This window comes from Brevundimonas diminuta, from assembly GCF_050310045.1.
GTDB lineage: Bacteria > Pseudomonadota > Alphaproteobacteria > Caulobacterales > Caulobacteraceae > Brevundimonas > Brevundimonas diminuta_F.
The window spans coordinates 1,859,885-1,885,510 of the sequence record NZ_CP190005.1; the positions used below are offsets into that span (position 1 = coordinate 1,859,885).

Sequence of the window (25,626 nt, forward strand, 5' to 3'; positions counted from 1 at the left end):
CACCATAAATCATGCCCGTGGTCAGATAGGCGGAAAGCGGCGCTCTTGCGAGGGCCGCTTTCGGAAAATCGTCATCCCGTTCCGGACGTTCCCGGCGAAGACGCGAAAGCCGCGTCCCCGACGGGATGACGATATCGGATTTTAGGCCTTGGCCGCGGCGCGCTTGGCGCGTGCCGAGATCTTGTTGGCGTCGCCCAGCGGAGCCTTCGGCGCAGGAGCCTTGCCGCGAGCAGCGTTGCGCTTCTCGAGACGGGCAGCCGCCTTGGCTTCAGCTTCGATGCGCTGTTGCGTCACAGCGCCGCCAGCAGCTTCGATCGCCTTGATGGCGCCCGACGAAGCCGACCACACGACCAGGTTCAGTTTGGCCTTCAGTTCGCCTTCGCCCAGGATGCGCACGCCGTCCTTGACGCGACGGATGACGCCGGCGGCGACCAGGGCCGCGCCGTTGATCTCGGCCTTGGCGTCCAGCTTGCCGGCGTCGACAGCCTCTTGCAGGCGCCACAGGTTGACTTCAGCCAGCTTCGGCGCGTTCGGCACGTTGAAGCCGCGCTTCGGCATACGCATGTACAGCGGCATCTGGCCGCCTTCGAAGCCGACCTTGCCGCCGCCCGAACGCGAGTTCTGACCCTTGACGCCGCGACCGGCGGTCTTGCCCTTGCCCGAACCGGGGCCACGGCCGACGCGCATGCGCTTCTTGGTTGCGCCTTCGTTGTCGCGGATTTCGTTCAGTTTCATTGCCTGATCCTTTCGGGTTCTAGCGCCAGGTCCGCCAGGCGGTCCTGACTCGGCGTTGGAAAAATTGAAGGGTCGCTGATTAGGCGACCCGCGTCTGCATCGCAAGATGCTTCTTCATAAAGCGGAAACGCCCTCCCCCGCGAACGGGAGAGGGCGAAGCGTCTTATTTCTCGACCACTTCCACCATGTGGGCGACCTTGGCGATCATCCCACGGACGGAGGGGGTGTCTTCCAGGGTCGACTCACGGCCGATCTGGTTGAGACCCAGGCCCACCAGGGTGGCGCGCTGATCGCCCTTGCGGCGGATCGGGCTCGCCGTCTGACGGACGGTCACAGTCTTGTTTTCGGTCTTGGCCATCTATCAGCCCTCCACGGCTTCCGGCGCCGAAGCGCCGTCATTGCGGCGGCCCATCAGGTCGGACACCTTCTTGCCCCGCTTGGAGGCGATCTGGCGCGGCGACGACTGAACCTTCAGAGCTTCGAAGGTGGCGCGGATCATGTTGTAGGGGTTCGACGAGCCGGTCGACTTGCCCACGACGTCCTGGACGCCGAGGGTTTCGAGGACTGCACGCATCGGACCGCCCGCGATGACGCCGGTGCCCGGAGGCGCCGCACGCATCATGATCTTGCCGGCGCCCCAACGGCCGGCGCCGTCGTGGTGCAGGGTGCGGTTCTCGCGCAGCGGAACCTTGATCATGGTCTTCTTGGCTTCTTCGGTCGCCTTACGGATGGCTTCCGGCACTTCGCGCGCCTTGCCGTGACCGAAGCCGACGCGGCCTTTGCCGTCGCCGACGACCATCAGGGCCGCGAACGAGAACCGGCGGCCGCCTTTGACGGTGGCGGCGACGCGGTTGATGTGCACCAGCTTCTCGATGATGTCCGAATCCGGACCTTCAGCGGGAGCGTTGCGGTTGTCGCGACGGTTGCGATCGCCGCCGCCGCGTTGGGGTTCACGAGCCATGCTTGCCGTTCCCTTAGAAGTTCAGGCCGGCTTCGCGCGCGGCTTCCGCCAGCGCCTTGACCCGGCCGTGATAGATGTAGCCGCCACGGTCGAAGACGACGTCGGTGACGCCCTTCTCGATGGCGCGCTCGGCGATCAGCTTGCCGATCTTGGCGGCGGCTGCGACGTCCGAACCCTTCGAACCCTTGCCGCCTTCCAGCGACGAGGCGGCAGCCACCGTGATGCCCTGGGCATCGTCGATGATCTGAGCCGAGATGTTCTTGTCCGAACGGTGAACCGACAGACGCAGGCGACCGTTGGCGACAGCCTTCAGGCGACGACGAGTGCGCTCGGCGCGGCGCTTGGCTTGTTGTTGAAGAGAGAGAGCCATGACTTACTTCTTCTTGCCTTCCTTGCGCCGGACGAATTCGCCCTGGTAGCGCACGCCCTTGCCCTTGTAGGGCTCCGGCGGACGCATCTTGCGGATGACCGCGGCGATTTCACCCACGACCTGCTTGTCGGCGCCCGAGATCTTGATCTCGGTCTGCTTCGGAACAGCAAAGGTGACGCCTTCCGGCGGAGCGATGTCGACGTCGTGCGAGAAGCCGAGCTGCAGCGAGAGATCCTTGCCCTTCAGCGCAGCGCGGTAACCCACGCCGACCAGTTCCAGGGTCTTCTCGAAGCCTTCGGTCACGCCCGTCACCATGTTGGCGACGAGGGTGCGCGACAGACCCCACATGGCCTTGGCGCGCTGCGTGTCCGAACGCGGGGTCAGCGACAGTTCGTCGCCTTCCTGCGTGACTTCGATCTCTTCGGCGACGGTCCAGGAGCGTTCGCCCTTGGGACCCTTCACGGTGACGTTCTGGCCGTTGAGCGTGACAGTCACGCCCTTCGGCACAGCGATGGTTTTCTTGCCGATACGAGACATATCAGTAGACCCTGCAGAGGACTTCGCCGCCGACGTTGGCGTCGCGGGCGGCGGCGTCGGACATGACGCCCTTCGAAGTCGAAAGGATCGAGATGCCGAGGCCGTTCTTGATCGGCTTCAGATCGCTGATGGCCGAGTAAACGCGGCGGCCGGGCTTCGACACGCGGGCGATCTCGGCGATCACCGGCTGGCCGTCGAAATACTTCAGCTCGATCTCGAACTGCGGGAACTCACCGGGGTTTTGAACCAGCGAATAGCCGCGGATGTAGCCTTCGTCCTGCAGCACGTCCAGGACGCGCTGGCGCAGGCGGGAAGCCGGGGTGAGCACCGACGAACGCTTGCGGGTGGCCGCGTTCTTGATGCGAGCGATCATGTCGCTCAGGGGATCGTTGATCATCATATCTGTTCGCTCCCCTTACCAGCTCGACTTCGTCAGGCCGGGGATCTGACCCATGTTGCCCAGCTCACGCAGGGCGACACGGCTCATCTTGAGCTTGCGGTAGTAAGCCCGCGGACGACCCGTCACTTCGCAACGGTTGCGAATGCGGCTCGGAGCCGAGTTGCGCGGCAGGGCCGCCAGCTTCAGGCGCGCATCGAAACGCTCCTCAAGCGGCAGGCTCTCGTCGTTGGCGATAGCCTTCAGGGCGTCCCGCTTCGCGGCATACTTCGCAACCAGGGCCTTGACGGCTTCGTTGCGGTTTACGGCGCTTTTCTTAGCCATTGTTCTCTTCCCTTCCCGATCAGTTCACGAACGGGAACTTGAACTCGGTGAGGAGAGCCTTGGCTTCCTCATCGGTCTTGGCCGTGGTGCAGACAATGATGTCCATGCCCCACATCTGGTCGATCTGGTCGTAGTTGATCTCCGGGAACACGATGTGCTCCTTCAGACCCGTGGCGTAGTTGCCGCGACCGTCGAACGAAGTGCCCTTCAGGCCCCGGAAGTCCTTCACGCGCGGCAGAGCGATCGTGATGAAACGATCCAGGAACTCGTACATCTGGGCGCCACGCAGGGTGACCTTACCGCCGATGATCATGCCCTCGCGCAGCTTGAAGCCGGCAATGGAGTTACGAGCCTTGGTCGGCACGGCCTTCTGACCAGCGATGGCCGTCAGATCCTTGAGGGCCGCAGTGGCCTTCTTGGAGTCAGCGACAGCTTCACCGATACCCATGTTCAGGACGATCTTGTCCAGCTTGGGGATCTGCATCTCGTTGGTGTAGCCGAACTTTTCCTTCAGGACGCTGCGGATGCGGTCCTGATACTCGGTCTTGAGACGCGGCGTGTACTTGGTGTCGGCCATCAGATGACGTCTCCCGTCGACTTGGCGAAGCGGACCTTCTTGTCCCCCTCGACCTTGAAGCCCACGCGGGTCGCCTTGCCGTTCGCGTCGGCGATCGCGACGTTCGACAGGTGAAGCGAGGCTTCCTTGTGCTTGATGCCGCCTTGCGGGTCAGCCTGGGTCGGGCGCGTGTGGCGCTGGACCATGTTGACGCCTTGCACGACGACGCGGTTCTCGGTCGGCAGGACCTGCAGCACCTGGCCGGTGCGGCCCTTGTCCTTACCGGTCAGGACGACGACCTTGTCGCCCTTTTTGATCTTGGCGGCCATGTTACAGGACCTCCGGAGCCAGCGAGATGATCTTCATGTGGTTCTTGGCGCGCAGCTCGCGCGGAACCGGGCCGAAGATACGGGTGCCAACGGGCTCGTTCTGCTTGTTGACGATGACGGCGGCCGACTTGTCGAAACGGATGACAGAGCCGTCCTTGCGCTGGATGTCCTTGGCGGTGCGCACGACGATGGCGCGAACGACGTCGCCCTTCTTCACGCGGCCGCGAGGAATCGCTTCCTTCACCGAGGCGACAATGGTGTCGCCGATCGAGGCGTAGCGGCGCTTGGAGCCGCCCAACACCTTGATGCACATGACCCGGCGGGCGCCCGAGTTATCGGCGACCTCCAGGTTAGTTTGCATCTGGATCATGGGATCCGATCCTTCTTCTTACGAAGCCGAAGACGGGGAAATAATTTCCCAGCGCTTCAACTTGGACTTGGGGGCGCATTCGATGATGCGCGCGATATCGCCGACTTTGAGAGCGTTAGCTTCATCGTGGGCGTGGTAGTTTTTGGACTTGCGGACCGTCTTGCGGAGCAGCGGGTGCAGCAGGGTGCGCTCGACCTTCACGACGACGGTCTTGTCGCCCTTGTCGGAGACGACCACGCCTTCAAGAATGCGTTTGGGCATCGGTGTTTCCTTACGAGGCCGCACGCTTCTCGCGCAGAAGCGTCGAGATGCGAGCGATGTCCTTGCGCACTTCCGAGACCCGGTGGGTCTTTTCCATCTGGCCGGTGGCGGCCTGGAAGCGCAGGTTGAACTGTTCCTTCTTGAGCTTCAGCAGCTCGTCGGACAGCTGGTCGACGGTTTGCGACCGGAGATCGGCGATCTTGGTCATTAGGCGGCTTGCTCCGTAACGATGCCGGCATCCAGGCGGGTGACCACCTTGGTGCGGATCGGCAGCTTGGCGGCGCCGAGGCGCAGCGCTTCACGAGCCACGTCGTCCGGCACGCCGTCGATTTCGAACATGATGCGGCCCGGGGCCACGCGAGCGGCCCAATGGTCCACCGCGCCCTTGCCCTTACCCATCCGCACTTCGGCCGGCTTGCCGGAGACCGGCACGTCGGGGAAGATACGGATCCAGACGCGGCCCTGACGCTTCATCTGACGGGTGATCGCGCGGCGAGCCGCTTCGATCTGACGCGCCGTGATGCGCTCCGGCTCGACGGCCTTCAGACCGTAGGAGCCGAAGTTCAGCGAGAAACCACCCTTGGACGAGCCGTGGATGCGGCCCTTGAAGGCCTTGCGGTACTTGGTCTTTTTCGGTTGCAACATGGCCTATCAGCCCTCACGACCACGGCGCGGACCGCGATCACCGCGGGGGCCGCGCTCACGGCCTTCGTTGGACGACGGACCCGAAGCTTCCTGGGCCCAGCGCTTGTCCTGGGCCATCGGGTCGTGCTCGAGCACTTCACCCTTAAACACCCAGACCTTCACGCCAATGATGCCGTAGGTCGTCTTGGCTTCATAGAAGCCGTAGTCGATGTCGGCGCGCAGCGTGTGAAGCGGCACGCGACCTTCGCGGTACCATTCCATACGAGCGATTTCGGCGCCGCCCAGACGGCCCGAGACGTTGATGCGGACGCCCTTGGCGCCCAGGCGCATGGCCGACTGCATCGAACGCTTCATGGCGCGGCGGAACGCGATACGGCGTTCCAGCTGCTGAGCGATGTTCTCGGCGATCAGCTGAGCGTCGGTCTCCGGCTTGCGGACTTCGACGATGTTCAGGTGAACTTCGCCTTCGGTGCGGGCCGAGATGTCCTTGCGGAGCTTCTCGATGTCAGCGCCCTTCTTGCCGATCACGACACCCGGACGGGCGGCGTAGATCGTCACGCGGCACTTCTTGTGGGGGCGCTCGATGATGATGCGCGACACGCCGGCAGCCGACAGGCGTTCCTTCAGCCACGTGCGCAGCTTCAGGTCCTGGTGGAGCAGTTTGGCGTAGTCAGCGCCGCCGGCGAACCAGCGGCTGTCCCACGTGCGGTTCACGCCGAGGCGCAGACCGATCGGATTGATTTTCTGACCCATCAGGCGGCCTCACCTGCTTCGCGAACCACGATGGTGATTTCGCTGAACGGTTTCAGGATGCGCGACGAGCGACCACGAGCGCGGCTCGCGAAACGCTTCATCACCAGGTTCTTGCCCACGAAGGCCTCGGCGACGACCAGGTTGTCGATGTCGAGGTTGTGGTTGTTCTCGGCGTTCGAGATCGCCGAGTACAGGACCTTGCGGACATCGCCAGCGATGCGCTTGCGGCTGAATTCCAGCTCGTTCAGCGCCTTCTGGACCGGCAGACCGCGGATCGACGCGGCCACCAGGTTCAGCTTCTGCGGGCTGATGCGGACGTTGACCAGCTTGGCGCGGGCCTCGGTCGCTTCAACGCGGCGGGGGTTCTTGGTCTGGGCCATGGATTACTTCCTCTTGGCCTTCTTGTCCGCCGCGTGGCCCGGGAAGTTCCGGGTCGGGGCGAACTCGCCGAACTTCATGCCGACCATTTCTTCGGAGACCGACACCGGCACATGCTTCTGGCCGTTGTGGACGCCGAACGTCAGACCGACGAACTGCGGCAGGATGGTGGAGCGGCGCGACCACGTCTTGATCACGTCCTTGCGGCCCGACGATTGAGCGGCGTCGGCCTTCTTGAGCAGATACCCGTCGACAAACGGGCCTTTCCAGGAGGAGCGGGCCATTCTTAGCGAGCCTTCTTCACGTGACGGCTACGGATGATGAACTTATCCGTGGCCTTGTTCTTGCGGGTACGGGTGCCCTTGGTGTCCTTGCCCCACGGCGTAACCGGGGTACGACCACCAGAGGTCCGGCCTTCACCACCACCATGCGGGTGGTCGATCGGGTTCATGGCGACGCCGCGGACGTGCGGACGCCAGCCCATGTGACGCTTGCGGCCCGCCTTGCCCAGGTTCTGGTTCATGTGCTCGGGGTTCGACACGGCGCCGACAACGGCCATGCAGCCGTCCAGAACCATGCGAAGTTCGCCCGAGCCCAGACGGATCTGAGCATAGCCCTGGTCGCGACCGACCAGTTGAGCGTAGGCGCCGGCCGAACGGGCCAGCTGAGCGCCCTTGCCCGGCTTCATCTCCACGTTGTGGATGATGGTGCCGACCGGCATGGAGCGCAGCGGCATGGCGTTGCCCGGCTTCACGTCGACCTTTTCACCCGCGACGATGGTGTCGCCGGCGTGCAGACGCTGAGGCGCGATGATGTAGGTCTTCTCGCCGTCGGCGTAGGTCACCAGGGCGATGAAGGCGGTGCGGTTGGGGTCGTATTCCAGACGCTCGACCGTGCCGACCACGTCGAACTTGCGACGCTTGAAGTCGATCTTGCGGTACAGCTTCTTGGCGCCGCCGCCGCGGAAGCGGACAGCGATGCGACCACCCTGACCACGGCCGCCCGACTTGGTCAGGCCCTCGGTCAGCGACTTTTCCGGACGGCCTTTGTGCAGCTCGGAACGGTCGACCAGCACCAGGGCGCGGCGGCCCGGCGATGTCGGATTATAATGCTTCAGAGCCATCTTCTTAGAGCCCCGTCGTGACGTCGATCGACTGACCATCGGCCAGCGTCACGATCGCTTTCTTGATGTCCACGCGACGGCCCAGGATGCCCCGGAAGCGCTTGGTCTTGCCCTTTTGAACCAGGGTGTTGACCTTGAGGACGTTGACTTTGAACAGGCTTTCGACCGCAGCAGCGATCTCGTCCTTGGTCGCCGTGCCGGCGACGCGGAAGACGACCTTGTTCTGCTCCGACAGGATCGTGGCCTTCTCGGTGATCACCGGAGCCAGGATGGTGTCGTAGTGCTTGGCGGTGGGTTGAGCGGCGGCCATTATGCGGCTTCCTTCTCAGCGAAGCGGGCCTCGATCGCCTCAACGGCGGCCTTGGTCAGCACCAGTTTGTCCGCCCGCAGGATGTCATAGACGTTCAGGCCGGCGTTCGGCAGCACGTCGATGTGCGGGATGTTGCGAGCCGCCAGGCCGAAGTTCACGTCGACTTCCGGACCCGCGATGATCAGAGCCTTGGTCCAGCCCAGCTTGCCGAAGGTTTCGCGCAAGGCGGCCGTCTTGGCTTCCTTGACCGAAACGCTGTCGACGACGACCAGATCGCCAGCCTTGACCTTGGAGGACAGGGCGTGACGCAGGGCCAGAGCGCGGACCTTCTTCGGCAGCGAGAAGCCGTGATCGCGAACGACCGGGCCGAACGCCGGCGAACCGCCGACGAACTGGGGCGCACGACGCGAGCCGTGACGAGCGCCGCCCGTGCCCTTCTGCTTGTACATCTTCTTGCCCGTACGAGAGTTCTCGTTACGGGTTTGAACCTTGTGCGTACCGGCGCGGCGCTTGGCCAGCTGCCAGTTGACGTAACGGGCCAGCAGGTCGCCGCGGATATCGGAGATGCCGAAAACGGCGTCCGACAGCTCAACGTCGCCAGCAGCCTTGCCGTCGAGTTTGATGACCGAGAGTTTCATTACGCTTCACCGCCTTCGGTCGCTTCCACGGCCGGGACCTCAGCCGGCGTCGAAGCGGGTTGAGCAGCAGCCGACTTTACAGCGCCCGGGAACGGAGCGTCCGCAGGGCGGGCCTTCTTGATGGCGTCGCTGATCTTGACGTAGGCGCCGTCGTGACCCGGGACAGCGCCCTTGATCAGGATCAGGCCACGCTCGGCGTCGACGCGGACGACGGTCAGGTTCTGGGTCGTGACGACTTCCTGGCCGAGATGGCCAGCCATCTTCTTGCCCTTGAAGACCTTGCCCGGGTCCTGACGCTGGCCGGTCGAACCGTGCGAACGGTGCGAAATCGACACACCGTGCGAGGCGCGCAAACCACCGAAGTTCCAGCGCTTCATGGCGCCGGCAAAGCCCTTACCAATGGTATGGCCCTGGATGTCGACCTTCTGGCCCGCGAGGAAGTGGTCAGCCGACAGTTCGGCGCCCACGTCCAGCAGGGCGTCTTCACCCACGCGGAACTCGGTTACATAGGCCTTAGGTTCAACCTCGGCCTTCGCGAAAACTTCGCGTTGAGCCTTGGCCGTGTTCTTGGCCTTCTTAACGCCAGCGCCCAACTGAAGGGCGACGTAGCCGTCGCGCTCCTTGGTCCGCTGACCGACGACTTGGCAGCCGTCGAGCTGGAGTACAGTGACCGGAACGTGTGCGCCGTCATCGGCGAACACGCGGGTCATCCCCAGCTTCTTGGCGATCACGCCCGTGCGCATGTCGGATCCCGCCTCTTTCTTTCTTAGATCTTGATCTCGACGTCCACGCCGGCGGACAGGTCGAGCTTCATGAGCGCGTCCACGGTCTGCGGGGTGGGGTCGACGATGTCGAGCACGCGTTTGTGCGTGCGGATTTCAAACTGCTCGCGCGACTTCTTGTCGACGTGCGGCGAGCGGTTCACGGTGAACTTTTCGATCAGGGTCGGCAGCGGGATCGGACCACGAACGGTCGCGCCCGTGCGCTTGGCGGTGTTGACGATTTCGCGCGTCGAAAAGTCGAGGACGCGGTGATCGAAGGCCTTGAGCCTGATGCGGATGCTTTGATCCATATCGGTTGTTATTCCCATGCGGCCGGAGCCGCGTCCCTGTGAACCATTTCAAAGACCGAAGCCTCAGAGCGATTACTCGCTCCCAGGAAACGCAAATCCGCAAAAACGAGCGGCCCACGCAGTCCCCCGCGAAGGCCGTAAGTTCCCAAGAAGCTGCAAAGAACAGTAACTTAGGTCGTCCCTGCGGACCGCGTCTGCACCCGAAAGTGCACAGCCGGTCCAACAAGAGGGGTGCTTATGCCTACCGATTCCGTTTTCGTCAAGCGCGGAAAGCCCCGCCCCGTCAGGGTTTGCGACTCACCGATGCTGTAACCCTGCCGCGCCGCACCATCGCCACATAACAGGGTCCGTCCCTTAGGAACTGAGGCTTAAAAACGGCCGGATACGCGCAACAGAAAGGCCGCGCCGCATTCCCCGCATGTCGGTGACGCAGTTATGCCGCAATGCGTCTCTTTTGGGCAACATCGCCCCTCATGTGACGCCTGCATGACATGTTTGTTACGGCAAAACGGAAAACAGCGACCTATGTCTCGCCCATCCCCGGACAGGCCAAGCTTGTTCGGCGGCAATACATAAGGACAAAAAATGAAAACCGTCTTTCTCGCTTCGGTCGCCGCCGCGACCCTGATCGCCGCTCCCGCCTTCGCCCAGAACGCCATCGGTTCGGTCGGCGTCGCCTATAACTATGCAGACATCGAAGACATCGACGTGAACCGCGGCGTTATCGACGGCACGGTCGCCTCGCCGGTGTTCGGCGACTGGACCGTCACCTTCAACGGTGAAGCCGCCTATACGGACGTCAAGCACGGCGGCCACGAAAGCACCATCGCCGGCGCCGTTCACCTGTCGAAGAAGATCGACGACATGCGCTTCGGCGGCTTCGTCGGCGCTTCGGAATTCCTCGGCGGCACCATGACGACCTTCGGCGTCGAAGGTCAGAAGTATCTGGAACGCGCCACCCTGACGGGCGTGGCTTCGTACGGCACCGTCCAGAACGCGGACATCTGGAACGTGGCCGCTGACGCCGCCTTCTACGCCACGCCGCAACTGCGCCTGAACGCGGGCGCCGCCTACACCAACCTGGACAAGAGCTTCTTCAACAGCTCGGTCGACGGCTGGTCGGTCGGCGTCGGCGCCGAGTACCAGTTCGCCGACTCGCCGTACTCGGTCTTCGGCGGCTACGACTACGCCAAGTCTTCGGACCTGGACGTCGACGCCAATGTCTTCAAGATCGGCATGCGCTACAGCTTCGGCGGCGGTCTGCAAGCCCGCGACCAAGCCGGGGCCAACCTGGGCCGCACGACCAGCGGCGTCGCCGCCCTGTTCGGCAACTAATCGGTCTTCGCGGCCTCAAGACCGCACAGATCAAGAGAACCCCGGCGGAGCGATCTGCCGGGGTTTTTGCTTACCTGCGCCTAACGGCGGACGACAGGCGCACAGACATGAAAAGGCCCGCACGCATCCACGCTTGCGGGCCTTTTTTACTTATGGGATCAAACTCAACGGCCGATGCGAAGATTCCCAGAGCCGACGATGGAGCGCGACACCCTGCCGCTCGCCTCGGCCACGCGCACATCGCCCGATCCGGCGATGGCGGCCGATACGTCGCCCGCCGCGCCGTCGAACACGACGTCGCCCGAGCCGCCGATGGACACCTTGAGCGACGGAGCTCGCCCGCCCCGCACCCGCACGTCGCCGGATCCGCCGATGGCGATATCGGTTTCGCCGTCCACCCGCGCTACATCAATGCTGCCCGAGCCGCCAACGCTGGCGTCCAGCGCGCCCGTGGCTCCAGCGAAGATCGAACCGGACCCGCCGACAGCGGCTTCCAGCTTGCGCGAGGTTCCGGCGCGGATGCTGCCCGAACCGCCGACCGACAACTCCATGTCGCCGTCGACATTGGCGACCGTCCACGAACCGCACCCGCCGTGACCCAGTTCCACCGAGCGGGCGCCGCGCCCTATCGAGCCGAACAGCGCCCCGCCCCCGCTGACCTCCACATCACGCGGGGTGCGTAGAACGATCATGGGCGCGTCCTCCATACGGATGCGTCCCTTGCCGCGAACCTCGACCGAGGCGCCTTCGCCAGGCTGACGCGCATCGGTCCGGCCGCTGTTGCATGAGCCGATCTGACCGCCGTTGAAACTCATGCCCCGGCCGCGGCCCAGACCGCCTTCAATGCTTACGTCCGACCCGCGCCGCTCCACACGCAGGTCCGGCAATCCGGCTGAGCCCTGAGTGATCTCCACCCCGATATCCGCGCGGTCTTCGGGAATCACGATGACGCGGGCCACCGCATTGCGGATGGTCACATCAGCAGCCAGCGCCGGCGCCGGCGCCGCCAGAACGGCGGAAGCGGCGAACGCGGAACCAATGGCGACGGCGATTACGGCGGGTTTCATCAGCGGGGTCTCCCTGTCTCTGTGTCCAGGCGAAACTGAGCGCCCCGCGCCGCAAAGTCAGTTTAAATCGAGGTCATGAACCCCTTGTAACCCAAGCCTCGCTCAGGCTTCCGCGCCATTCGCGCGATCCGTCGCCAGGGCCGCCGCACCATCCTTCGCCCCCACGGCAGGCTCAAAGTCCCGCTCGAATGCGGCGATCCGGGACTTAACCAGCCCCGTGCGCTTCAACGCTACAGACGCCGCCCAGCGCGCCGCCAGTTCCGGCTTGCTCATCCGGTCCGTGGTGCGCGGCTGCCCTCCCCGGCTGCGCAGGAAGGCGTTGGTGTAGAGGGCGCCGTTGCGGATGCGCGACGGCCAGCTCTGGAATTCCACCGACAGTGAGACGCAGAACCGGTCCAGATTCTCGACCCGGTGCGGCGCATAGAAGGGCCAGGTCAGCGCCTGTCCCGGCTCCAGATCGACGACGCGGGCGTCGTCCTCGAACGCCATGCGATAGGGAATCTCTTCGGTCGTCTGGCGGGTGACGACCTGCTCCATGCTGCGCTCGGGCAGATGGGCCTCGTCGCCAGGATAGACGAACAGGCGCTTGCGCCCGCGCATGTGGAACAACACCACCCCGCCCGCGTCGAAATGATAGGGCACCCGCGCCTTGGGCGAGGACAGGATCAGTTGGCCGCTGGCGCTGGCCGCCTTCAACCCATAGCCGCCAAGGATACGCTCGAAATCGACCATGGCCGCGCGCCACAGCTCGGGCCAGCCCTGCTCGACCTTGCGCATATTGACCCACAGACGGCCCTGCTGGATCGCTTCCAGCAGTTCTGCGCCGTTCAGCTTTCCACGCGCGCCGGTGCGCAGGCTGACCTGCCCCTCGTCGTCGTAGTCATACAGGTTGATATCGAACAGGTCGGCCGGATAGCGATCCAGCACTTCGGCCAGCGCCTGATCCTCGGCGAATCCGTCAGCGACCAGGGCGTGAGGATGGACCTCGGGTTGAGTGATCGAACCCGCGTAACGCGTCATTGAAGCCGTCATCTGCGTTCTCCTTGTCAATCGGCCGCGCCGGCGGCTTTCTGTTTACGCGCCAGGTCGGACAGGGCGCGCACAACGCCTGAGGCTCGACCGGCCAGTGTAGTTTCACATGCCTCCACAACCGACCAGCGGCGGCAGGCGCTGGTGCGCAGACGCGCCGCCTTCTGTTCGCCCAGCAGGCCGAGGGCCGCGCTGGCTGCGGCGCCCAGAAGATTGCCCGGCGACGCACGCGTCACAACGCCCTCGACCGTCTCCAGCCCGCCGTCGTCATAGTATTTCTTGTAGGCGCCGCCCACGCCGACGCCATAGTCGAACAGGCGATAGCCGCTCTCCGCCCCCAATCGGATCGTTTCCTGCGTCAGGACGATGCCGGGCGACCAGCGCGCGACTTCCTGATCATAGACCGGGAACCACAGGTGGAAGTGACGGCCTGCATGCATGGAAAATTCCATGGCGACCACCCGTCCATCGGCGCGAAGCACAGCCAGAGAGGCCCCAAAGCCGTCTTCTCCCTCGACGTCCATCAGGGCATGCAGCACCCGCGAGGTCCAGCCGCAGGCGAAGATGTCATGAAGACCGGTGCGGCGGTACTGCTCGCTCTTTTCGCGGATCAGCCGGTCCAGCAGGACATGATCCTTCAGGCCGATCTCGATTCCGATCGTGGCGAAAGCCGCGTCCAGCCCCCGGCGCGAACGTTCCTTATCCTTGAAGTATTTCGGAAACGTCTTCCGGCGCCGCGCATACCAGGCGTCAAAGCCCCCTTCGTCCGGCACCAGGGACACCACGCTGTGGTTTCGCACCATCCTGTCCGGCGCCTCGCCGATCCACGCGGCGGCCGCAAAGCGCGGCGCCCCGATCAGGTCCGCCGCCTCCTGCATTGACGGCTTTGCGTCACGCGGGCCGATGACGCCGTGATAATCGTTCATCGGCGCGGCCAGCGGCTGAACCGTCCCGCCCCGACGCTGATGCGGATAATAGCCGACCACCAGACCGTCCCGTTTAAAGACGGCCACAGCCGAACCGGGACACAATGGGCCCGCCGTCCGCGCGAACTCCCAGCGGAAATAGGGGCTGCTCAGGTCAGGATCCGCGCGCGCCCAGTCGTTCCACTGCGCGCCCTCCCCGGCCGACAGGTCGGCCAGACTGCGGATTTCAACGGATAATCGACCTGACATGGTGCTCCCTTCGGAACGGCCACAGCAAGTCCCGTTCCAACCCCATCTCATATGACCAAGCCCTTGAAGTCGGGTTAGCGTTCGGCGCCTTGCAGAAAAAGATCGAAGCTACACAGGCCTCTGGCGCGTTGATTTCTTTCAGGAGGTTTCCATGACGACACAACGCCCTGAGAACCGCGAAACCGAAAACGAGAACCAGCGCTCTGGAAAGAAAGGCCAGCCGCCGCGCCCGGCTACAGAGCCCAGAGGCGCCGATGGCAGCAGTAATTCCAGCCACACGAAAACCGATCCCGCGACCGGCGCCCCGAACGGTTGAAAGCAAAACAGCCCCCGGATCGCTCCGGGGGCCGCTCTGTTACGCTTTACTCTGGCGGCCTAACGCGCTTTCGCGCTGCTTGAGGCCATTACTCTGGCCTAACGCGCTTTCGCGCTGCTTGAGGCCATTACTCCGGCCTAACGCGCTTTCGCGCTGCTTGAGGCCATTACTCCGGCCTAACGCGCTTTCGCGCTGCTTGAGGCCGGTACGCTTACGCTTACTCTTACTGTGCGACCCGAAAGCCGCCCGTCGATTACTCGACGATCTTGGCCCCGGCGGGAGCGGAAGCTCCCGCCAAGGTCTTTAGTCTCGCGTGGCGAGGATCGTCGATTACTCGACGATCTTGGCCACGACGCCGGCGCCGACGGTGCGGCCGCCTTCACGGATGGCGAAGCGCAGCTTCTCTTCCATCGCGATCGGCGTGATCAGCTCCACGTCCAGCTCGGCGTTGTCGCCCGGCATGATCATTTCCACGCCTTCCTTCAGCTTCACGATGCCGGTCACGTCGGTCGTGCGGAAGTAGAACTGCGGACGGTAGTTCGTGAAGAACGGCGTGTGACGGCCGCCTTCTTCCTTGTTCAGGATGTAGGCCTCAGCCACGAACTTGGTGTGCGGCGTGATCGAACCCGGCTTGCACAGCACCTGGCCGCGCTCGACGTCTTCACGCTTGGTGCCGCGCAGCAGCACGCCCACGTTGTCGCCGGCTTGACCTTGGTCCAGCAGCTTGCGGAACATTTCGACGCCCGTGCAGGTCGTCTTCTGAACCGGACGGATGCCGACGATTTCGACTTCTTCACCGACCTTCACGATGCCGCGCTCGACGCGACCCGTCACCACGGTGCCGCGGCCCGAGATCGAGAACACGTCTTCGACCGGCATCAGGAACGGCATGTCGATCGGGCGTTCCGGTTGCGGGATGTAGGCGTCGACCGCCGCCATCAGCTCCAGGATGCGCTCTTCGCCGATGTGGGCGTCGCGGTCTTCGACAGCGGCCAGGGCCGAGCCCTTGACCACCGGGATGTCGTCGCCCGGGAACTGGTACGAGCTGAGCAGCTCGCGCACTTCCATTTCGACCAGCTCCAGCAGCTCTTCGTCGTCGACCATGTCGACCTTGTTCAGGAAAACCACCAGCGCCGGAACGCCGACCTGACGCGACAGCAGGATGTGCTCGCGGGTCTGCGGCATCGGGCCGTCAGCGGCCGAGCACACCAGAATCGCGCCGTCCATCTGAGCAGCGCCCGTGATCATGTTCTTCACGTAGTCGGCGTGGCCCGGGCAATCGACGTGCGCGTAGTGACGGTTGGCCGTCTCATACTCGACGTGCGACGTGTTGATGGTGATGCCGCGCGCTTTTTCTTCCGGCGCGTTGTCGATGTCGGCGTAGTTCATCGCCTTGCTGCCGCCGGCCTTCGCCAGCGTCATCGAGATCGCCGCCGTCAGCGTCGTCTTGCCGTGGTCAACGTGGCCGATCGTGCCGATGTTGCAGTGCGGCTTAGTGCGTTCGAACTTTTCCTTGGCCATGGCCAAACTCCTGTGGCCCGGGTCCGGAAAGGAGGGGCGCTGTGCTCAGTTCATAAAACCTGGAGCGGGTAGCGGGAATCGAACCCGCGTATTCAGCTTGGAAGGCTGCTGCACTACCATTGTGCTATACCCGCACGAAGAATGCGGTTGCACCGCCCTTCATATGAAGAGCGACGTTTCCGCACCCGATTCCTATCTGGACTCCCGGCCGTCGGGCATTGAAGGCGCGTGGTGGGGGAAGCAGGACTCGAACCTGCGAAGCTTACGCAGCGGATTTACAGTCCGCCCCCTTTGCCACTCGGGACATTCCCCCAGCGCGCCTTATGTCAATGCCGGTCTGGAAACGCCGGAAACAATCTTTCGACCATTCCGCGACGAAAGCCTTCGCTGTCGGGCGACGCCTGCAGTAGAGGAAGCGCCTGAACCGAAAGCCTTGGGGCCCAAATCGGAGGCCGTCTTATAGTGTCGTCATTTCGAGAACGCAACGACCGGAAAACCGGTAAAAAACAATCTTTCCACAAGAGGGACGAAGGACGCCCAAATCGGGCCCAAACGCCCGCCCCGCAAGGGCGCGCCGCAAGTGATACAGACCGCAGACCCACGCGGGCGCGCCCTGACGCCGATAATTTTCTTTGGGGGCGCCATCCGGTTTTGGCCGCTTTGGCGAATCCTGCGCGTCGCGGAAGCGGCCGTCTGATGGTCACCGAAGATCGCGCCGAAGAGATTCAGCGCGAGAATCTGGCGAATGGCCACCGAATCGAAGTGGTTGATTCGGTCGCGCTTGGCCGGATGCTGCCTGCCGGAGCCGTGCACCAGGGCATGGCCTTCAAGGTCCAGCCGCTGGAAGGCGTCGCTCTGGAAGACCTGGCTGAACCGGCTGAAGGCGTCATCGTCATGCTGGACCAGCTGACCGATCCCCAGAATGTCGGCGCCATCTTCCGTTCGGCTCTGGCCTTTGGCGCGCGCGGCATCGTCGTGCAGGACCGCCATTCCCCCGCCCTCGCCGGCGCTCTGGCCAAGGCCTCGGCCGGTGCGACCGAGCGGCTGCCCTGCGCCCGCGTGACGAATCTCAGCCGTGCGCTGGAGAAGCTGGCCGACCACGGCTGGCGGGCCATCGGCATGGACGGCGATTCCGAGCTGACGCTGGAACAGGCGCTGGACGCGCGCCCGACCGTCATCGTCATGGGATCCGAAGGCGACGGCGTGCGTCGTTTGGTGGCCGAACACTGCGAAGCCATGGCCCGCATCCCCATGCCCGGCGGCTTCGAGAGCCTGAACGTCTCCAACGCGGCGGCCATCGCCCTGTATGAAGCCGCACGCGCCCAGGGCCGCTCGAGCTAGGAAGCAGAAACACCCGCGTCAACTCGCCCTGCGGCGTCTTGGCGCGGGTCCTGCCGGGCTTTATGGAGGGGATATGGACTTCCTCTCCAATCCCGAACTGATCAGTCAGGCCTCCGCTCTCGGCAAGGTGCTGATGATCGACCTGGTGCTGGCCGGCGACAACGCTGTCGCCGTCGGCCTCGCCGCCGCCGCCCTGCCGCAGGAACAGCGCCGCAAGGCCATCCTTGTCGGTCTGGCCGTCGCCGTCGTGCTGCGCATCGGTCTGGCGCTGATCACCGTGCAGTTGCTGGCGATCGTCGGCCTGCTGCTGGCGGGCGGCTTCCTGCTGCTGTGGGTGTGCTGGAAGATGTGGCGCGAACTGCGCGAGCAGGGCACCCACGATCAGGCCGAAGCCGAGGCTGAAATCCAGCGCGCCATGGCCATCGAACACGGCGGCGGTCCCTCGCCCGAGGAAATGGGCCTGAAGCGCAAGACCTTCGGCGCCGCCCTGATTCAGATCATGATCGCCGATCTGACCATGTCGCTGGACAATGTGCTGGCCGTGGCGGGCGCCAGCCATGATCACCCGTGGATCATGGTGTTCGGCCTGATCCTGTCGATCGCCCTGATGGGTCTGGCCGCCACCTTCATCGCCAAGCTGCTGAACCGCTATCGCTGGATCGCCTATGTGGGGCTGGCCATCGTTCTGTACGTCGCCCTGCACATGATCTGGGACGGCGGGCGTTCGGTGATCGTGCGCACCGGCCATACGGATCAGTTCAACGCCTCGGCGCCCGGCTTCCTGCGTATCAGCGCCGAGGAACAGGCCAAGCACCTGCGTCAGGGCGGCAAGGGCGCCAATTCCCACACGCCCCATGCCCTGCCCGGCGGCCGCGAGAGACGCGACCCGCAGCCCCAGACGGTCGAGCGATCTCAACCATCCTCCTGAAACACGAAAGGCCCGGATCGCTCCGGGCCTTTTTCAATTATCAATCGACTTGATTCACCCCTCCGCGCCGCCGAAGCGTTCAGTCCATTCGGCGACCTGGGCGTCCTCGATCTTGGCGAACAGCACCTGAGCCGAGGATACCGCCTGACCGTTGGGCAGGGTGTTCAGCAGATCGCTTTCTACATCCGGCCACGAGAGGTCCGTCGCACCGACCGTGGCGGCGATGCGGCCTACGGCTTCAGGCATGAAGGGCGCTGTGATGCGGGCGAACAGGGCGACCAGCGATAGACCGGTGCGAACCACCACGGCGGCGCGCTCGCGGTCGGTCTTCAGCGCCGTCCAGGGGGCGGCTTCCTGCAGATACTCATTGCCCAGCACCCACAGGGCGCGCGCGGCCTGTGCCGCCTTGCGGAACTCCATGGCTTCGAACTCGGCGGTCAGGGTTTCCAGACCGGCCTTGATGTCGGCCGCCAGCTTGGCCTCCAGCGGACCGGCCTCGCCGCCCTCAGGCGCGACGCCGTCGAACTTGGATTCCGTGAACTTGACGATGCGGTTGACGAAGTTGCCCAGAACATCGGCCAGGTCCTTGTTCGTCGTCGACTGGAACTGCTCCCAGGTGAAGGCCGCGTCGGAATGTTCCGGCCCATAGGCCGTCAGGTGCCAGCGCCAGTAGTCAGCGGGCAGCAGCTCCAGCGCCTGATCCATGAAGACGCCCCGGCCCATGCTGGTCGAGAACTTGCCGCCGTACCAGTTCAACCAGTTGAAGGCTTTCAACTGATCGACCGTCTTCCACGGCTCGCCCGAGCCGATGATGGTGGCGGGGAAGCTGACGGTGTGGAAGGCCACATTGTCCTTGCCCATGAACTGGACGTAGCGCACGTCCCCGGCGCCCTCGTCCAGGCGCCACCACGAGCGCCAGTTTCCGCCGGTCTTCTGCGCCCATTCCTCGGTCGCGCCGATGTATTCGATGGGGGCGTCGAACCAGACGTAGAAGACCTTGCCTTCCATGCCCGGGCGCGGGCCGCCGTCAGGGCCGACGACCGGCACGCCCCACTTCAGGTCGCGGGTGATGCCGCGGTCGATCAGGCCCTCGTCCAGATGCTTGTAAGCGATGGAACGGGCCAGCGGCTGCCACTGGGGCGAGCGGGCGTCGACCCAGCCGCGCACGTCGTCGGCGATCCTGGTTTGCAGCAGATAGAGGTGACGCGTGTCGCGGACCTCAAGGTTCCGGCTGCCCGACACCGCCGAATAGGGATTGATCAGGTCGGTCGGGTCCAGCAGGCGGCCGCAGTTGTCGCACTGGTCGCCGCGCGCCTTCTCATAGGCGCAGTGCGGACACGTCCCCTCGACATAGCGGTCGGGCAGGAAGCGGGCGTCGTCGATCGAATAGATCATCCGGTCGACGCGCTCCTCGATCAGGCCGCGCTCTTCCAGCACCTTGGCGAAGTGCTGGGTCAGGCGGGTGTTCGGGGCGTTGGAACTGCGGCCGAAGATGTCGAACGACAAGCTGAACTTGTCGGCCAGCGCCTTCTGAACCTGATGCTGCTCGTCGCAATAGGTGCGGACGTCCTGCCCGGCGGCGGCGGCGGCCAGCTCGGCCGGGGTGCCGTGCTCGTCGGTGGCGCAGACATAGAGAACCTCATGCCCCCGGCTTCGCATGAAACGCGCCCACACATCGGCGGGCAGCATCGACCCGGCCAGATTCCCAAGGTGCTTGATGCCGTTGATGTAGGGCAGCGCCGAGGTGATGAGGATGCGGGACATGATCTTCCAACGTCTGACAGGGAGGCGTCGGGATATAGAGGGCGAAACGCCCGCCGTCACCTTTCGCCTTCACCCTGCCCATCCCTTGGAAGGATGAGGACGCTACGCCAGCCGCCGCGCGATCCTCACGAAGCGCCCGGTCAGCAGGGCGCCCGAGATCAGGCTGGCGACGATGACGGAGGTCACCAGTCCATCCACGCCCATGCGGTGCGCCAGGAACCAGCCCAGCGGGATCATGATGACGCCATAGGACAACAGGTGCATCAGCGTCGGCCACACCACGTCGCCCGCTGCGCGGTTGGCCTGTGCGGCGACCACCTGCATGGCGTCAGCGACGAAGAACAGGGTCGCCAGAACCAGCGCCGGGGCGGCGATGGCCAGAATGGCCGGGTCGGTCGTATAGGCGCCGACGATCAGTCGCGCTGTCGGCCAGATGATGAGGGCGATGATGAAGGCCAGCACCGTCACGACGCCGATGCCCGCCAGACCGCCGCGCATGACGCCCGCCTTGTCGGCGGCCCCATAGCTGCGCCCCACCAGAACGGCTGTCGCCGAGCCCAGCCCCATCGGCACCATGAAGACGATGGCCGAGATGTTGATGACGACGGCCCAGCTGGCGGTCTCGGCGGCGCCCAGCTGACCGGCGAACAGGGTCATGGCCGCAAAGGCGCCGACCTCGATGAAGTTGGATGCGCCCGCGCCCAGACCGACCTTGACCTGCTGGCTCTCGACCGCCTTGTCGCGCCTGGGTTTCTTGAACACGCCCCAGGCCCGCGCCTCGGGCAGGCGCAGGATAAAGACGACCAGAAAGATCGCCAGCGCCGTGCGCGCGCCGAACGTCGCCCAAGCCGAGGCCACGGCGCCGTCCAGGCCGATGCCCAGCATATCCGGCACCAGCAGCAGGTTCAGTGCAAGGTTAACCGCATTGGCCACCCACATGGCGACCATGCCCGCTTTCGGGCGCCGCAGGCCCTCAAGAAAGAACTGGGCGCAGACTGAAATCAGATAGGCCGGCATCGACAGGGCGAAGACCATCAGGGCGGGCGTCGCGCCCTCGCCCAGACCTTCCTCCAGCCCCATATGCACCAAACCGAACGGCCCCAGCAGCAACAGGCCGACCATGGAGATCAGCCCGATCTGCAGGGCATAGCTCATGCCCCGGCGCAGGACGGCGCCGACCTCGTCGCCCCTGCCCTCGCCCAGCAGGCGGGCGGTCATGATCTGAACGCCCATCATCAGGCCGACCGCCGTGGTCAGCACGACCGACGACGGCGCCCAGGCCAGCGAGTGGAAGGCCAGCTCGCGGCTGGCGTAGTGGCCGACGACGATCGCGTCGGTCAGCCCCATGGTCATGATGCCCAGACGCGCCAGCACCACAGGCCACGCCAGCTTCAACAGCTCGGACAGGGTGGCGCGGTTATGGAAGCTGAACAGGGACTGGATCATCGGACGCCGCAACAGCCACGCTCACGCGCGCGGGTCAAATGATTTTCAGGGCGTTTCAGGCGCCTACCAGGCGCCCAGTTCACGCAACTCGCGCGCCAGTTCGGGCGGCAGATCCGTCGGCTCGGCCACCGACAGGTCTGGCGGCACGTCCTTGTCGAAATAACGCCAGCCCTGAAACGGTCGCCGGGCCAGCGGCGCGGTACGGATGACCTGGCTGTCCAGCTTGATTTCGCAGCGGCTGGCCTTGCCCTCGCCCACGGTCGTGATGTCCAGAATCCGCTGACGGCACGTCACGACGCCCTTCATCACCCAATAGAGGGAGCCGCCGTCCTCGATCTCGGCGGCGCGCTTGGGCGTCATGCGGGTGTGGACGATGCGCCAGTCGGACCGGGCTGCGTTCGCTTCCAGCGTCTCGACCTCGGCCACGCCGACGCAGAGCTTGATCATGTGCAGGGGCATGAGGCCCAACTAGTCATCCGACGCCGCAAAGGCCAGACCGGCTCAGGGTTCGCGATCCAGCTTGGTGAAGATTTCCTGCCCCTTGGCGATCAGTTCCTGCCCGCACCGCTGGGTGTGCGAGCGGACCTGCTGCACCGGGGTGGTGTCCGTATAGTCCAGCATCCGCCCGATCCAGTCGCGGCGAGCGTCTCGGCCTTCCAGACGACCCAGATAATACATCATCCCGCCCGTATACTGCTGCTTCAGCGCATCCGAGGCGGCGGGATCGTCGATCGCCACCGCCAGCAGGCCCATGCACTGAAGATCCGCCGCCGAGGCCGCAGGCATATCGCTCAGGTCGGCGCCCAGAAGCGCCGTAGTTATAAGGGCCGCAACGATCATTCGCCCTCGGCCTTCACCACGGCCAGAACCGCGCCGTCTGTGACCTGATCACCAACGGCGACGTTGAACTCGGCCACCACGCCGTCAAAGGGCGCGGTAAGGGCGTGCTCCATCTTCATGGCTTCCAGCACGACGACAGGCTGGCCCTTGGCCACCTTGTCCCCGGCCTTGGCGGGCGCGGCGACAATCTTGCCCGGCATCGGCGCACGCAGACCGCCGTCAGAGGCGGAGCCTGCCGAAGCGCTGGATTTGCGACGATGGAATTCGACCACATCGCCGCCGTCGAACACCAGAACCCGCTCGGCGTCGGGCGACAGGGTGCTGACCACTTCGCCGTCCACGACAACCACGCCCGGCTCGCCATAGATCTGGGCCGAGCCGAACTCGCCGCTCACGGAAAAGCTGGACGACCGGCCATACCAGCCCGGCTCGCCGGTCAGCGTCAGGGCATGAGCTACACCATCATGATGGACCGCCGTATGCGCCTGCGGCGCCGCGTTCAGGCGGAAACCGAACAAACCCGCGCGGGCGGGCGCCAGCACATTGTCCGGCGCGTCAAAGGCGGCGGCGTCCGCCTCCAGCCCGATCTGCCCGGCCGCAGCGGCCAGCGCGCGGGCGGATACCTGAGCCGGAGCGATCAGCGCCCCCTCTTCAGCCGCGATGAAGCCCGTGTCCACGTCGCCCTCGACGAAGCGCGGATGTTCCAGACAGCGCGCCATGAAGCCTGCGTTGGTCCGAACTGGCCAGACCTCGACCTCGCGGCAGGCGTCGGCCAGACGGGCGGCGGCGGCTTCGCGGGTGTCTTCGTGGACGATCAGCTTGGCGATCATCGGGTCGTAGAACTGGCTGACTTCGCCGCCCTGCATCACGCCGGTGTCGACGCGGATGTCGTCAGGCATGACGAAATGATCCAGCCGCCCGATCGACGGCAGGAAGCCGTTAGCCGGGTCTTCGGCATAGAGGCGGGCCTCCATCGCCCAGCCCTTCATCGGAATGTCGGCCTGCGCCAGCGGGATCGGCTGGCCCGCCGCGACGCGCAGCTGCCATTCGACCAGATCGACGCCGGTGATGCTCTCGGTCACCGGGTGCTCGACCTGAAGCCGGGTGTTCATCTCCATGAACCAGATGCGGTCGGCCTTCAGCCCATCGGAGGCGTCGGCGATGAACTCGATGGTGCCTGCGCCCTGATAGTCCACGGCCTTGGCGGCGCGGACGGCGGCGGCGGTGACGGCGTCGCGCGTGGCCTGATCCATGCCCGGCGCCGGGGCTTCCTCGATCACCTTCTGGTGGCGACGTTGCAGCGAGCAATCGCGTTCATGCAGGTGGACGACGTTGCCGTGGCTGTCGCCGAAGACCTGCACCTCGATGTGTCGCGGGCGGGTGATGTAGCTCTCGATCAGCACGCGCGGGTCGCCGAAGGACGACTGCCCCTCGCGCTGGGCCGAGGCCAGATTTTCAGCAAAGTCCTCGGCGCGGTCGACCTTCCGCATCCCCTTGCCGCCGCCGCCCGCGACCGCCTTGATCAGGACCGGGAAGCCGATGCGGTTCGCCTCGGCCGTCAGCGTCTCCAGCGACTGGTCCTCGCCCTGATAGCCGGGGGTGACGGGGACGCCCGCCTCGATCATCAGCTTCTTGGCCGCGTCCTTCAGCCCCATGGCGCGGATCGAGGACGGCTTGGGGCCGATCCAGACGATGCCCGCCGCCGCCACCGCCTCGGCGAAGTCGGCGTTCTCGGACAGGAAGCCATAGCCGGGGTGGATGGCCTCCGCCCCCGTCGCCTTGGCCGCCGCCAGCACCCTGGCCGCATCCAGATAGGATTCGCGCGCCGCCGCCGGGCCGATCAGCACCGCCTCGTCAGCCTCGCGCACGTGCAGGGCGTTGGCGTCAGCCTCGGAATAGACGGCGACGGTGCGCAGGCCCATGCGGCGGGCGGTGCGGAAGACGCGGCAGGCGATCTCGCCGCGATTGGCGACCAGGACGGATTTAAACATGGCGGTCTTGAACTCTGCCTCTGCAATGGGCGCCTTGCTTCACCTTGCTCCTCCCTGTTCGCAAAGCGAATGGGGAGGTGGCGCGGCGCCGAAGGCGACGTGATGGAGGGGACGGCTCCACGGCTGACGTTTACGCCGCCCCTCCACCACTTCGTGGTCCCCCTCCCCACAAGTGGGGAGGAAAGTAGTCTTACTGCGCCCAACTGGCTGGGCGTTTGTCCAGAAACGCGCGGACGCCTTCCTGGCCCTCGGCCGAGATGCGGGCGCGGGCGATGCGTTTGGCGGTCTCTTCCAGCAGGCGATGGTCGATCTCTTCGCCGGCGACATCGTTCACCAGACGCTTGGCGTCGCCCATGGCGCCCGGCGCATTGGCCGACAGGCTGTCGGTCAGCATGGAGATGAACTCGTCCACCGAACCTTCGGGCAGGACCATGTCGATCAGTCCCGCATGTGCGGCGTAGTCGGCGTCGAAGATATTGGCCGTCAGGAACAGCTGGCGCGCGCGGCGCGCGCCGACCGCTTCGATGACATAGGGGGCGATGGTCGCCGGGATCAGGCCCAGCTTGACCTCAGAGAAAGCGAAGCGCGCGCCCTCGACCGCCACGGCCATGTCGCAGGCGGCGACGATGCCCGCCCCGCCGCCCATGGCCGCGCCCTCGACCAGGGCGACTGTCAGCGCAGGCACGTCGTGCAGGGCCTTCAGCATCTTCGCCAGACCCATGGCGTCATCGCGGTTGTCGCTCTCGGACCAGTCGGCCGCCGAGCGCATCCAGTTCAGGTCGGCGCCCGCGCTGAACGTTCCACCCGCGCCGCGGATGAAGACCACGCGCACCTTGTCGGCGCCATGCAGCGTCTCAAACGCCTCATAAAGAGCAGCGATGGTGGCCGCGTCGAAGGCGTTCTTCTTCTGCGGCCGGTTGATGGTGACGAAGACGACGCCGTCGGCGGTGGCGTCGATCTGCACCAGATCGTCGTTCGCATCCGGCGCCGGATCGGCGACGAAGGGGTGAACGATGGCGTTCATCTCCGCCGCCTCGGCATCGGTGATGTCCAGAGCGTTCAGTTCGGCTTCTGTCGGCGTTTTGTCAGTCATGGTGCGGCTCCTCTCAGCCGA

Annotated in this window: 34 protein-coding genes and 2 tRNA genes; 3 read left to right on the forward strand and 33 right to left on the reverse strand. The window is 65.0% G+C overall.

Features of this window, described 5'->3' with window-relative positions:
* Nucleotides 1-141: 141 nt before the first annotated feature.
* From rplO to rpsJ, 21 genes are all read right to left on the reverse strand, one after another.
* Nucleotides 142-735: a 50S ribosomal protein L15 gene (rplO, locus tag ACORJG_RS08960; RefSeq protein ID WP_427788684.1), complete on the reverse strand. Its 594-nt coding sequence runs from the start codon at nt 733-735 to the stop codon at nt 142-144.
* Between the two features lie 163 nt (nt 736-898).
* Nucleotides 899-1,093, reverse strand: coding sequence for a 50S ribosomal protein L30 (gene rpmD / locus ACORJG_RS08965; RefSeq protein WP_003170017.1), 195 nt, complete (start codon nt 1,091-1,093; stop codon nt 899-901).
* Between the two features lie 3 nt (nt 1,094-1,096).
* Nucleotides 1,097-1,696, reverse strand: a complete 600-nt coding sequence (gene rpsE, locus ACORJG_RS08970; RefSeq protein WP_427788687.1) for a 30S ribosomal protein S5 — start codon at nt 1,694-1,696, stop codon at nt 1,097-1,099.
* Between the two features lie 13 nt (nt 1,697-1,709).
* Nucleotides 1,710-2,066 carry a 50S ribosomal protein L18 gene (gene rplR / locus ACORJG_RS08975; protein WP_121482630.1) on the reverse strand — a complete coding sequence of 119 codons (357 nt, stop codon included), beginning with the start codon at nt 2,064-2,066 and terminating at the stop codon, nt 1,710-1,712.
* Between the two features lie 3 nt (nt 2,067-2,069).
* Nucleotides 2,070-2,603, reverse strand: a complete 534-nt coding sequence (gene rplF, locus ACORJG_RS08980) for a 50S ribosomal protein L6 (protein ID WP_427788689.1) — start codon at nt 2,601-2,603, stop codon at nt 2,070-2,072.
* A gap of 1 nt (nt 2,604) precedes the next feature.
* The gene (rpsH, locus tag ACORJG_RS08985) at nt 2,605-3,003 is read right to left on the reverse strand and encodes a 30S ribosomal protein S8 (protein WP_087139526.1); all 399 of its coding nucleotides are present in this window, start codon (nt 3,001-3,003) and stop codon (nt 2,605-2,607) included.
* Nucleotides 3,004-3,018: 15 nt separating this feature from the next.
* Nucleotides 3,019-3,324 carry a 30S ribosomal protein S14 gene (rpsN, locus tag ACORJG_RS08990; RefSeq protein WP_003170022.1) on the reverse strand — a complete coding sequence of 102 codons (306 nt, stop codon included), beginning with the start codon at nt 3,322-3,324 and terminating at the stop codon, nt 3,019-3,021.
* A gap of 19 nt (nt 3,325-3,343) precedes the next feature.
* The gene (gene rplE, locus ACORJG_RS08995) at nt 3,344-3,901 is read right to left on the reverse strand and encodes a 50S ribosomal protein L5 (protein WP_427788692.1); all 558 of its coding nucleotides are present in this window, start codon (nt 3,899-3,901) and stop codon (nt 3,344-3,346) included.
* Nucleotides 3,901-4,209 carry a 50S ribosomal protein L24 gene (gene rplX / locus ACORJG_RS09000; protein WP_003170025.1) on the reverse strand — a complete coding sequence of 103 codons (309 nt, stop codon included), beginning with the start codon at nt 4,207-4,209 and terminating at the stop codon, nt 3,901-3,903. Before rplX ends, rplE begins: the two co-directional genes overlap by 1 nt.
* 1 nt (nt 4,210) lies before the next feature.
* The gene (gene rplN / locus ACORJG_RS09005) at nt 4,211-4,579 is read right to left on the reverse strand and encodes a 50S ribosomal protein L14 (protein WP_003164378.1); all 369 of its coding nucleotides are present in this window, start codon (nt 4,577-4,579) and stop codon (nt 4,211-4,213) included.
* A gap of 18 nt (nt 4,580-4,597) precedes the next feature.
* Entirely contained in the window at nt 4,598-4,840 is a 243-nt protein-coding gene (rpsQ, locus tag ACORJG_RS09010; protein WP_003164377.1) for a 30S ribosomal protein S17, read from the reverse strand.
* A 10-nt stretch (nt 4,841-4,850) separates the two neighbouring features.
* The gene (rpmC, locus tag ACORJG_RS09015) at nt 4,851-5,048 is read right to left on the reverse strand and encodes a 50S ribosomal protein L29 (RefSeq protein ID WP_003164376.1); all 198 of its coding nucleotides are present in this window, start codon (nt 5,046-5,048) and stop codon (nt 4,851-4,853) included.
* A complete protein-coding gene (gene rplP / locus ACORJG_RS09020) occupies nt 5,048-5,485 on the reverse strand; it encodes a 50S ribosomal protein L16 (RefSeq protein ID WP_003164375.1) in 438 nt (145 codons plus the stop codon). Before rplP ends, rpmC begins: the two co-directional genes overlap by 1 nt.
* A 6-nt stretch (nt 5,486-5,491) precedes the next feature.
* Nucleotides 5,492-6,238: a 30S ribosomal protein S3 gene (gene rpsC, locus ACORJG_RS09025; protein WP_003164374.1), complete on the reverse strand. Its 747-nt coding sequence runs from the start codon at nt 6,236-6,238 to the stop codon at nt 5,492-5,494.
* A complete protein-coding gene (gene rplV / locus ACORJG_RS09030; RefSeq protein ID WP_346531593.1) occupies nt 6,238-6,618 on the reverse strand; it encodes a 50S ribosomal protein L22 in 381 nt (126 codons plus the stop codon). The genes rpsC and rplV overlap by 1 nt, the downstream gene beginning before the upstream one ends.
* 3 nt (nt 6,619-6,621) lie before the next feature.
* A complete protein-coding gene (gene rpsS, locus ACORJG_RS09035; RefSeq protein WP_003164372.1) occupies nt 6,622-6,900 on the reverse strand; it encodes a 30S ribosomal protein S19 in 279 nt (92 codons plus the stop codon).
* A 2-nt stretch (nt 6,901-6,902) separates the two neighbouring features.
* Nucleotides 6,903-7,739, reverse strand: coding sequence for a 50S ribosomal protein L2 (gene rplB, locus ACORJG_RS09040; RefSeq protein ID WP_312219355.1), 837 nt, complete (start codon nt 7,737-7,739; stop codon nt 6,903-6,905).
* 4 nt (nt 7,740-7,743) lie between these two features.
* Nucleotides 7,744-8,049: a 50S ribosomal protein L23 gene (locus ACORJG_RS09045; protein WP_003170030.1), complete on the reverse strand. Its 306-nt coding sequence runs from the start codon at nt 8,047-8,049 to the stop codon at nt 7,744-7,746.
* A complete protein-coding gene (gene rplD, locus ACORJG_RS09050) occupies nt 8,049-8,687 on the reverse strand; it encodes a 50S ribosomal protein L4 (protein WP_427788697.1) in 639 nt (212 codons plus the stop codon). The genes ACORJG_RS09045 and rplD overlap by 1 nt, the downstream gene beginning before the upstream one ends.
* Nucleotides 8,687-9,430 carry a 50S ribosomal protein L3 gene (rplC, locus tag ACORJG_RS09055; RefSeq protein ID WP_427788698.1) on the reverse strand — a complete coding sequence of 248 codons (744 nt, stop codon included), beginning with the start codon at nt 9,428-9,430 and terminating at the stop codon, nt 8,687-8,689. The genes rplD and rplC overlap by 1 nt, the downstream gene beginning before the upstream one ends.
* A gap of 23 nt (nt 9,431-9,453) precedes the next feature.
* Nucleotides 9,454-9,759: a 30S ribosomal protein S10 gene (rpsJ, locus tag ACORJG_RS09060; RefSeq protein ID WP_003164367.1), complete on the reverse strand. Its 306-nt coding sequence runs from the start codon at nt 9,757-9,759 to the stop codon at nt 9,454-9,456.
* 585 nt (nt 9,760-10,344) lie between these two features.
* Here rpsJ and ACORJG_RS09065 point away from each other — a divergent pair.
* On the forward strand, nt 10,345-11,094 hold the full coding sequence (locus ACORJG_RS09065) for a hypothetical protein (RefSeq protein WP_427788700.1): 750 nt from the start codon (nt 10,345-10,347) through the stop codon (nt 11,092-11,094).
* 164 nt (nt 11,095-11,258) lie between these two features.
* On the opposite strand, the gene ACORJG_RS09070 is transcribed toward ACORJG_RS09065, so the two are convergent.
* The 6 genes from ACORJG_RS09070 to ACORJG_RS09095 all read right to left on the reverse strand — a co-directional run bounded on the left by ACORJG_RS09070 (nt 11,259) and on the right by ACORJG_RS09095 (nt 16,515).
* Entirely contained in the window at nt 11,259-12,161 is a 903-nt protein-coding gene (locus ACORJG_RS09070) for a GIN domain-containing protein (protein ID WP_427788701.1), read from the reverse strand.
* Between the two features lie 102 nt (nt 12,162-12,263).
* Nucleotides 12,264-13,193, reverse strand: coding sequence for a transcriptional regulator (locus tag ACORJG_RS09075; protein ID WP_427788703.1), 930 nt, complete (start codon nt 13,191-13,193; stop codon nt 12,264-12,266).
* 14 nt (nt 13,194-13,207) lie between these two features.
* On the reverse strand, nt 13,208-14,365 hold the full coding sequence (locus ACORJG_RS09080; RefSeq protein WP_427788705.1) for a GNAT family N-acetyltransferase: 1,158 nt from the start codon (nt 14,363-14,365) through the stop codon (nt 13,208-13,210).
* A 646-nt stretch (nt 14,366-15,011) separates the two neighbouring features.
* Nucleotides 15,012-16,202: an elongation factor Tu gene (tuf, locus tag ACORJG_RS09085; RefSeq protein ID WP_427788707.1), complete on the reverse strand. Its 1,191-nt coding sequence runs from the start codon at nt 16,200-16,202 to the stop codon at nt 15,012-15,014.
* A 60-nt stretch (nt 16,203-16,262) separates the two neighbouring features.
* Nucleotides 16,263-16,336: transfer RNA gene (locus ACORJG_RS09090), tRNA-Gly, on the reverse strand.
* A 95-nt stretch (nt 16,337-16,431) separates the two neighbouring features.
* Nucleotides 16,432-16,515 (reverse strand) — tRNA-Tyr (locus ACORJG_RS09095).
* A 149-nt stretch (nt 16,516-16,664) separates the two neighbouring features.
* On the opposite strand from ACORJG_RS09095, the gene rlmB reads away from it, so the two are divergent.
* Nucleotides 16,665-17,543, forward strand: coding sequence for a 23S rRNA (guanosine(2251)-2'-O)-methyltransferase RlmB (rlmB, locus tag ACORJG_RS09100; protein WP_427788709.1), 879 nt, complete (start codon nt 16,665-16,667; stop codon nt 17,541-17,543).
* Between the two features lie 73 nt (nt 17,544-17,616).
* Nucleotides 17,617-18,471: a TerC family protein gene (locus ACORJG_RS09105; protein ID WP_427788710.1), complete on the forward strand. Its 855-nt coding sequence runs from the start codon at nt 17,617-17,619 to the stop codon at nt 18,469-18,471.
* A gap of 54 nt (nt 18,472-18,525) precedes the next feature.
* On the opposite strand, the gene metG is transcribed toward ACORJG_RS09105, so the two are convergent.
* From metG to ACORJG_RS09135, 6 genes are all read right to left on the reverse strand, one after another.
* Nucleotides 18,526-20,235 (reverse strand): methionine--tRNA ligase, encoded by a 1,710-nt coding sequence (gene metG / locus ACORJG_RS09110; RefSeq protein WP_427788711.1) that lies wholly within the window; start codon nt 20,233-20,235, stop codon nt 18,526-18,528.
* 102 nt (nt 20,236-20,337) lie between these two features.
* Entirely contained in the window at nt 20,338-21,681 is a 1,344-nt protein-coding gene (locus ACORJG_RS09115) for an MATE family efflux transporter (RefSeq protein WP_427788712.1), read from the reverse strand.
* A gap of 63 nt (nt 21,682-21,744) precedes the next feature.
* The gene (locus tag ACORJG_RS09120) at nt 21,745-22,140 is read right to left on the reverse strand and encodes a DUF1489 family protein (protein WP_427793003.1); all 396 of its coding nucleotides are present in this window, start codon (nt 22,138-22,140) and stop codon (nt 21,745-21,747) included.
* A 42-nt stretch (nt 22,141-22,182) separates the two neighbouring features.
* A complete protein-coding gene (locus ACORJG_RS09125; RefSeq protein WP_427788713.1) occupies nt 22,183-22,521 on the reverse strand; it encodes a hypothetical protein in 339 nt (112 codons plus the stop codon).
* Complete coding sequence (locus tag ACORJG_RS09130; RefSeq protein ID WP_427788715.1) at nt 22,518-24,512, reverse strand: acetyl/propionyl/methylcrotonyl-CoA carboxylase subunit alpha; 1,995 nt, start codon at nt 24,510-24,512, stop codon at nt 22,518-22,520. The genes ACORJG_RS09125 and ACORJG_RS09130 overlap by 4 nt, the downstream gene beginning before the upstream one ends.
* Nucleotides 24,513-24,702: 190 nt before the next feature.
* On the reverse strand, nt 24,703-25,605 hold the full coding sequence (locus tag ACORJG_RS09135; RefSeq protein ID WP_427788717.1) for an enoyl-CoA hydratase-related protein: 903 nt from the start codon (nt 25,603-25,605) through the stop codon (nt 24,703-24,705).
* Nucleotides 25,606-25,626 lie beyond the last annotated feature (21 nt).

Excerpts from the sequence above, each read along its gene's own strand:
- rplO (WP_427788684.1), bottom strand. The coding sequence starts at position 735 with ATGAAACTGAACGAAATCCGCGACAACGAAGGCGCAACCAAGAAGCGC.
- rpmD (WP_003170017.1), bottom strand. The coding sequence starts at position 1,093 with ATGGCCAAGACCGAAAACAAGACTGTGACCGTCCGTCAGACGGCGAGC.
- rpsE (WP_427788687.1), bottom strand. The coding sequence starts at position 1,696 with ATGGCTCGTGAACCCCAACGCGGCGGCGGCGATCGCAACCGTCGCGAC.
- rplR (WP_121482630.1), bottom strand. The coding sequence starts at position 2,066 with ATGGCTCTCTCTCTTCAACAACAAGCCAAGCGCCGCGCCGAGCGCACT.
- rplF (WP_427788689.1), bottom strand. The coding sequence starts at position 2,603 with ATGTCTCGTATCGGCAAGAAAACCATCGCTGTGCCGAAGGGCGTGACT.
- rpsH (WP_087139526.1), bottom strand. The coding sequence starts at position 3,003 with ATGATGATCAACGATCCCCTGAGCGACATGATCGCTCGCATCAAGAAC.
- rpsN (WP_003170022.1), bottom strand. The coding sequence starts at position 3,324 with ATGGCTAAGAAAAGCGCCGTAAACCGCAACGAAGCCGTCAAGGCCCTG.
- rplE (WP_427788692.1), bottom strand. The coding sequence starts at position 3,901 with ATGGCCGACACCAAGTACACGCCGCGTCTCAAGACCGAGTATCAGGAC.
- rplX (WP_003170025.1), bottom strand. The coding sequence starts at position 4,209 with ATGGCCGCCAAGATCAAAAAGGGCGACAAGGTCGTCGTCCTGACCGGT.
- rplN (WP_003164378.1), bottom strand. The coding sequence starts at position 4,579 with ATGATCCAGATGCAAACTAACCTGGAGGTCGCCGATAACTCGGGCGCC.
- rpsQ (WP_003164377.1), bottom strand. The coding sequence starts at position 4,840 with ATGCCCAAACGCATTCTTGAAGGCGTGGTCGTCTCCGACAAGGGCGAC.
- rpmC (WP_003164376.1), bottom strand. The coding sequence starts at position 5,048 with ATGACCAAGATCGCCGATCTCCGGTCGCAAACCGTCGACCAGCTGTCC.
- rplP (WP_003164375.1), bottom strand. The coding sequence starts at position 5,485 with ATGTTGCAACCGAAAAAGACCAAGTACCGCAAGGCCTTCAAGGGCCGC.
- rpsC (WP_003164374.1), bottom strand. The coding sequence starts at position 6,238 with ATGGGTCAGAAAATCAATCCGATCGGTCTGCGCCTCGGCGTGAACCGC.
- rplV (WP_346531593.1), bottom strand. The coding sequence starts at position 6,618 with ATGGCCCAGACCAAGAACCCCCGCCGCGTTGAAGCGACCGAGGCCCGC.
- rpsS (WP_003164372.1), bottom strand. The coding sequence starts at position 6,900 with ATGGCCCGCTCCTCCTGGAAAGGCCCGTTTGTCGACGGGTATCTGCTC.
- rplB (WP_312219355.1), bottom strand. The coding sequence starts at position 7,739 with ATGGCTCTGAAGCATTATAATCCGACATCGCCGGGCCGCCGCGCCCTG.
- ACORJG_RS09045 (WP_003170030.1), bottom strand. The coding sequence starts at position 8,049 with ATGGCCGCCGCTCAACCCACCGCCAAGCACTACGACACCATCCTGGCT.
- rplD (WP_427788697.1), bottom strand. The coding sequence starts at position 8,687 with ATGAAACTCTCGGTCATCAAACTCGACGGCAAGGCTGCTGGCGACGTT.
- rplC (WP_427788698.1), bottom strand. The coding sequence starts at position 9,430 with ATGCGCACGGGCGTGATCGCCAAGAAGCTGGGGATGACCCGCGTGTTC.
- rpsJ (WP_003164367.1), bottom strand. The coding sequence starts at position 9,759 with ATGGATCAAAGCATCCGCATCAGGCTCAAGGCCTTCGATCACCGCGTC.
- ACORJG_RS09065 (WP_427788700.1), top strand. The coding sequence starts at position 10,345 with ATGAAAACCGTCTTTCTCGCTTCGGTCGCCGCCGCGACCCTGATCGCC.
- ACORJG_RS09070 (WP_427788701.1), bottom strand. The coding sequence starts at position 12,161 with ATGAAACCCGCCGTAATCGCCGTCGCCATTGGTTCCGCGTTCGCCGCT.
- ACORJG_RS09075 (WP_427788703.1), bottom strand. The coding sequence starts at position 13,193 with ATGACGGCTTCAATGACGCGTTACGCGGGTTCGATCACTCAACCCGAG.
- ACORJG_RS09080 (WP_427788705.1), bottom strand. The coding sequence starts at position 14,365 with ATGTCAGGTCGATTATCCGTTGAAATCCGCAGTCTGGCCGACCTGTCG.
- tuf (WP_427788707.1), bottom strand. The coding sequence starts at position 16,202 with ATGGCCAAGGAAAAGTTCGAACGCACTAAGCCGCACTGCAACATCGGC.
- ACORJG_RS09105 (WP_427788710.1), top strand. The coding sequence starts at position 17,617 with ATGGACTTCCTCTCCAATCCCGAACTGATCAGTCAGGCCTCCGCTCTC.
- metG (WP_427788711.1), bottom strand. The coding sequence starts at position 20,235 with ATGTCCCGCATCCTCATCACCTCGGCGCTGCCCTACATCAACGGCATC.
- ACORJG_RS09115 (WP_427788712.1), bottom strand. The coding sequence starts at position 21,681 with ATGATCCAGTCCCTGTTCAGCTTCCATAACCGCGCCACCCTGTCCGAG.
- ACORJG_RS09120 (WP_427793003.1), bottom strand. The coding sequence starts at position 22,140 with ATGCCCCTGCACATGATCAAGCTCTGCGTCGGCGTGGCCGAGGTCGAG.
- ACORJG_RS09125 (WP_427788713.1), bottom strand. The coding sequence starts at position 22,521 with ATGATCGTTGCGGCCCTTATAACTACGGCGCTTCTGGGCGCCGACCTG.
- ACORJG_RS09130 (WP_427788715.1), bottom strand. The coding sequence starts at position 24,512 with ATGTTTAAATCCGTCCTGGTCGCCAATCGCGGCGAGATCGCCTGCCGC.
- ACORJG_RS09135 (WP_427788717.1), bottom strand. The coding sequence starts at position 25,605 with ATGACTGACAAAACGCCGACAGAAGCCGAACTGAACGCTCTGGACATC.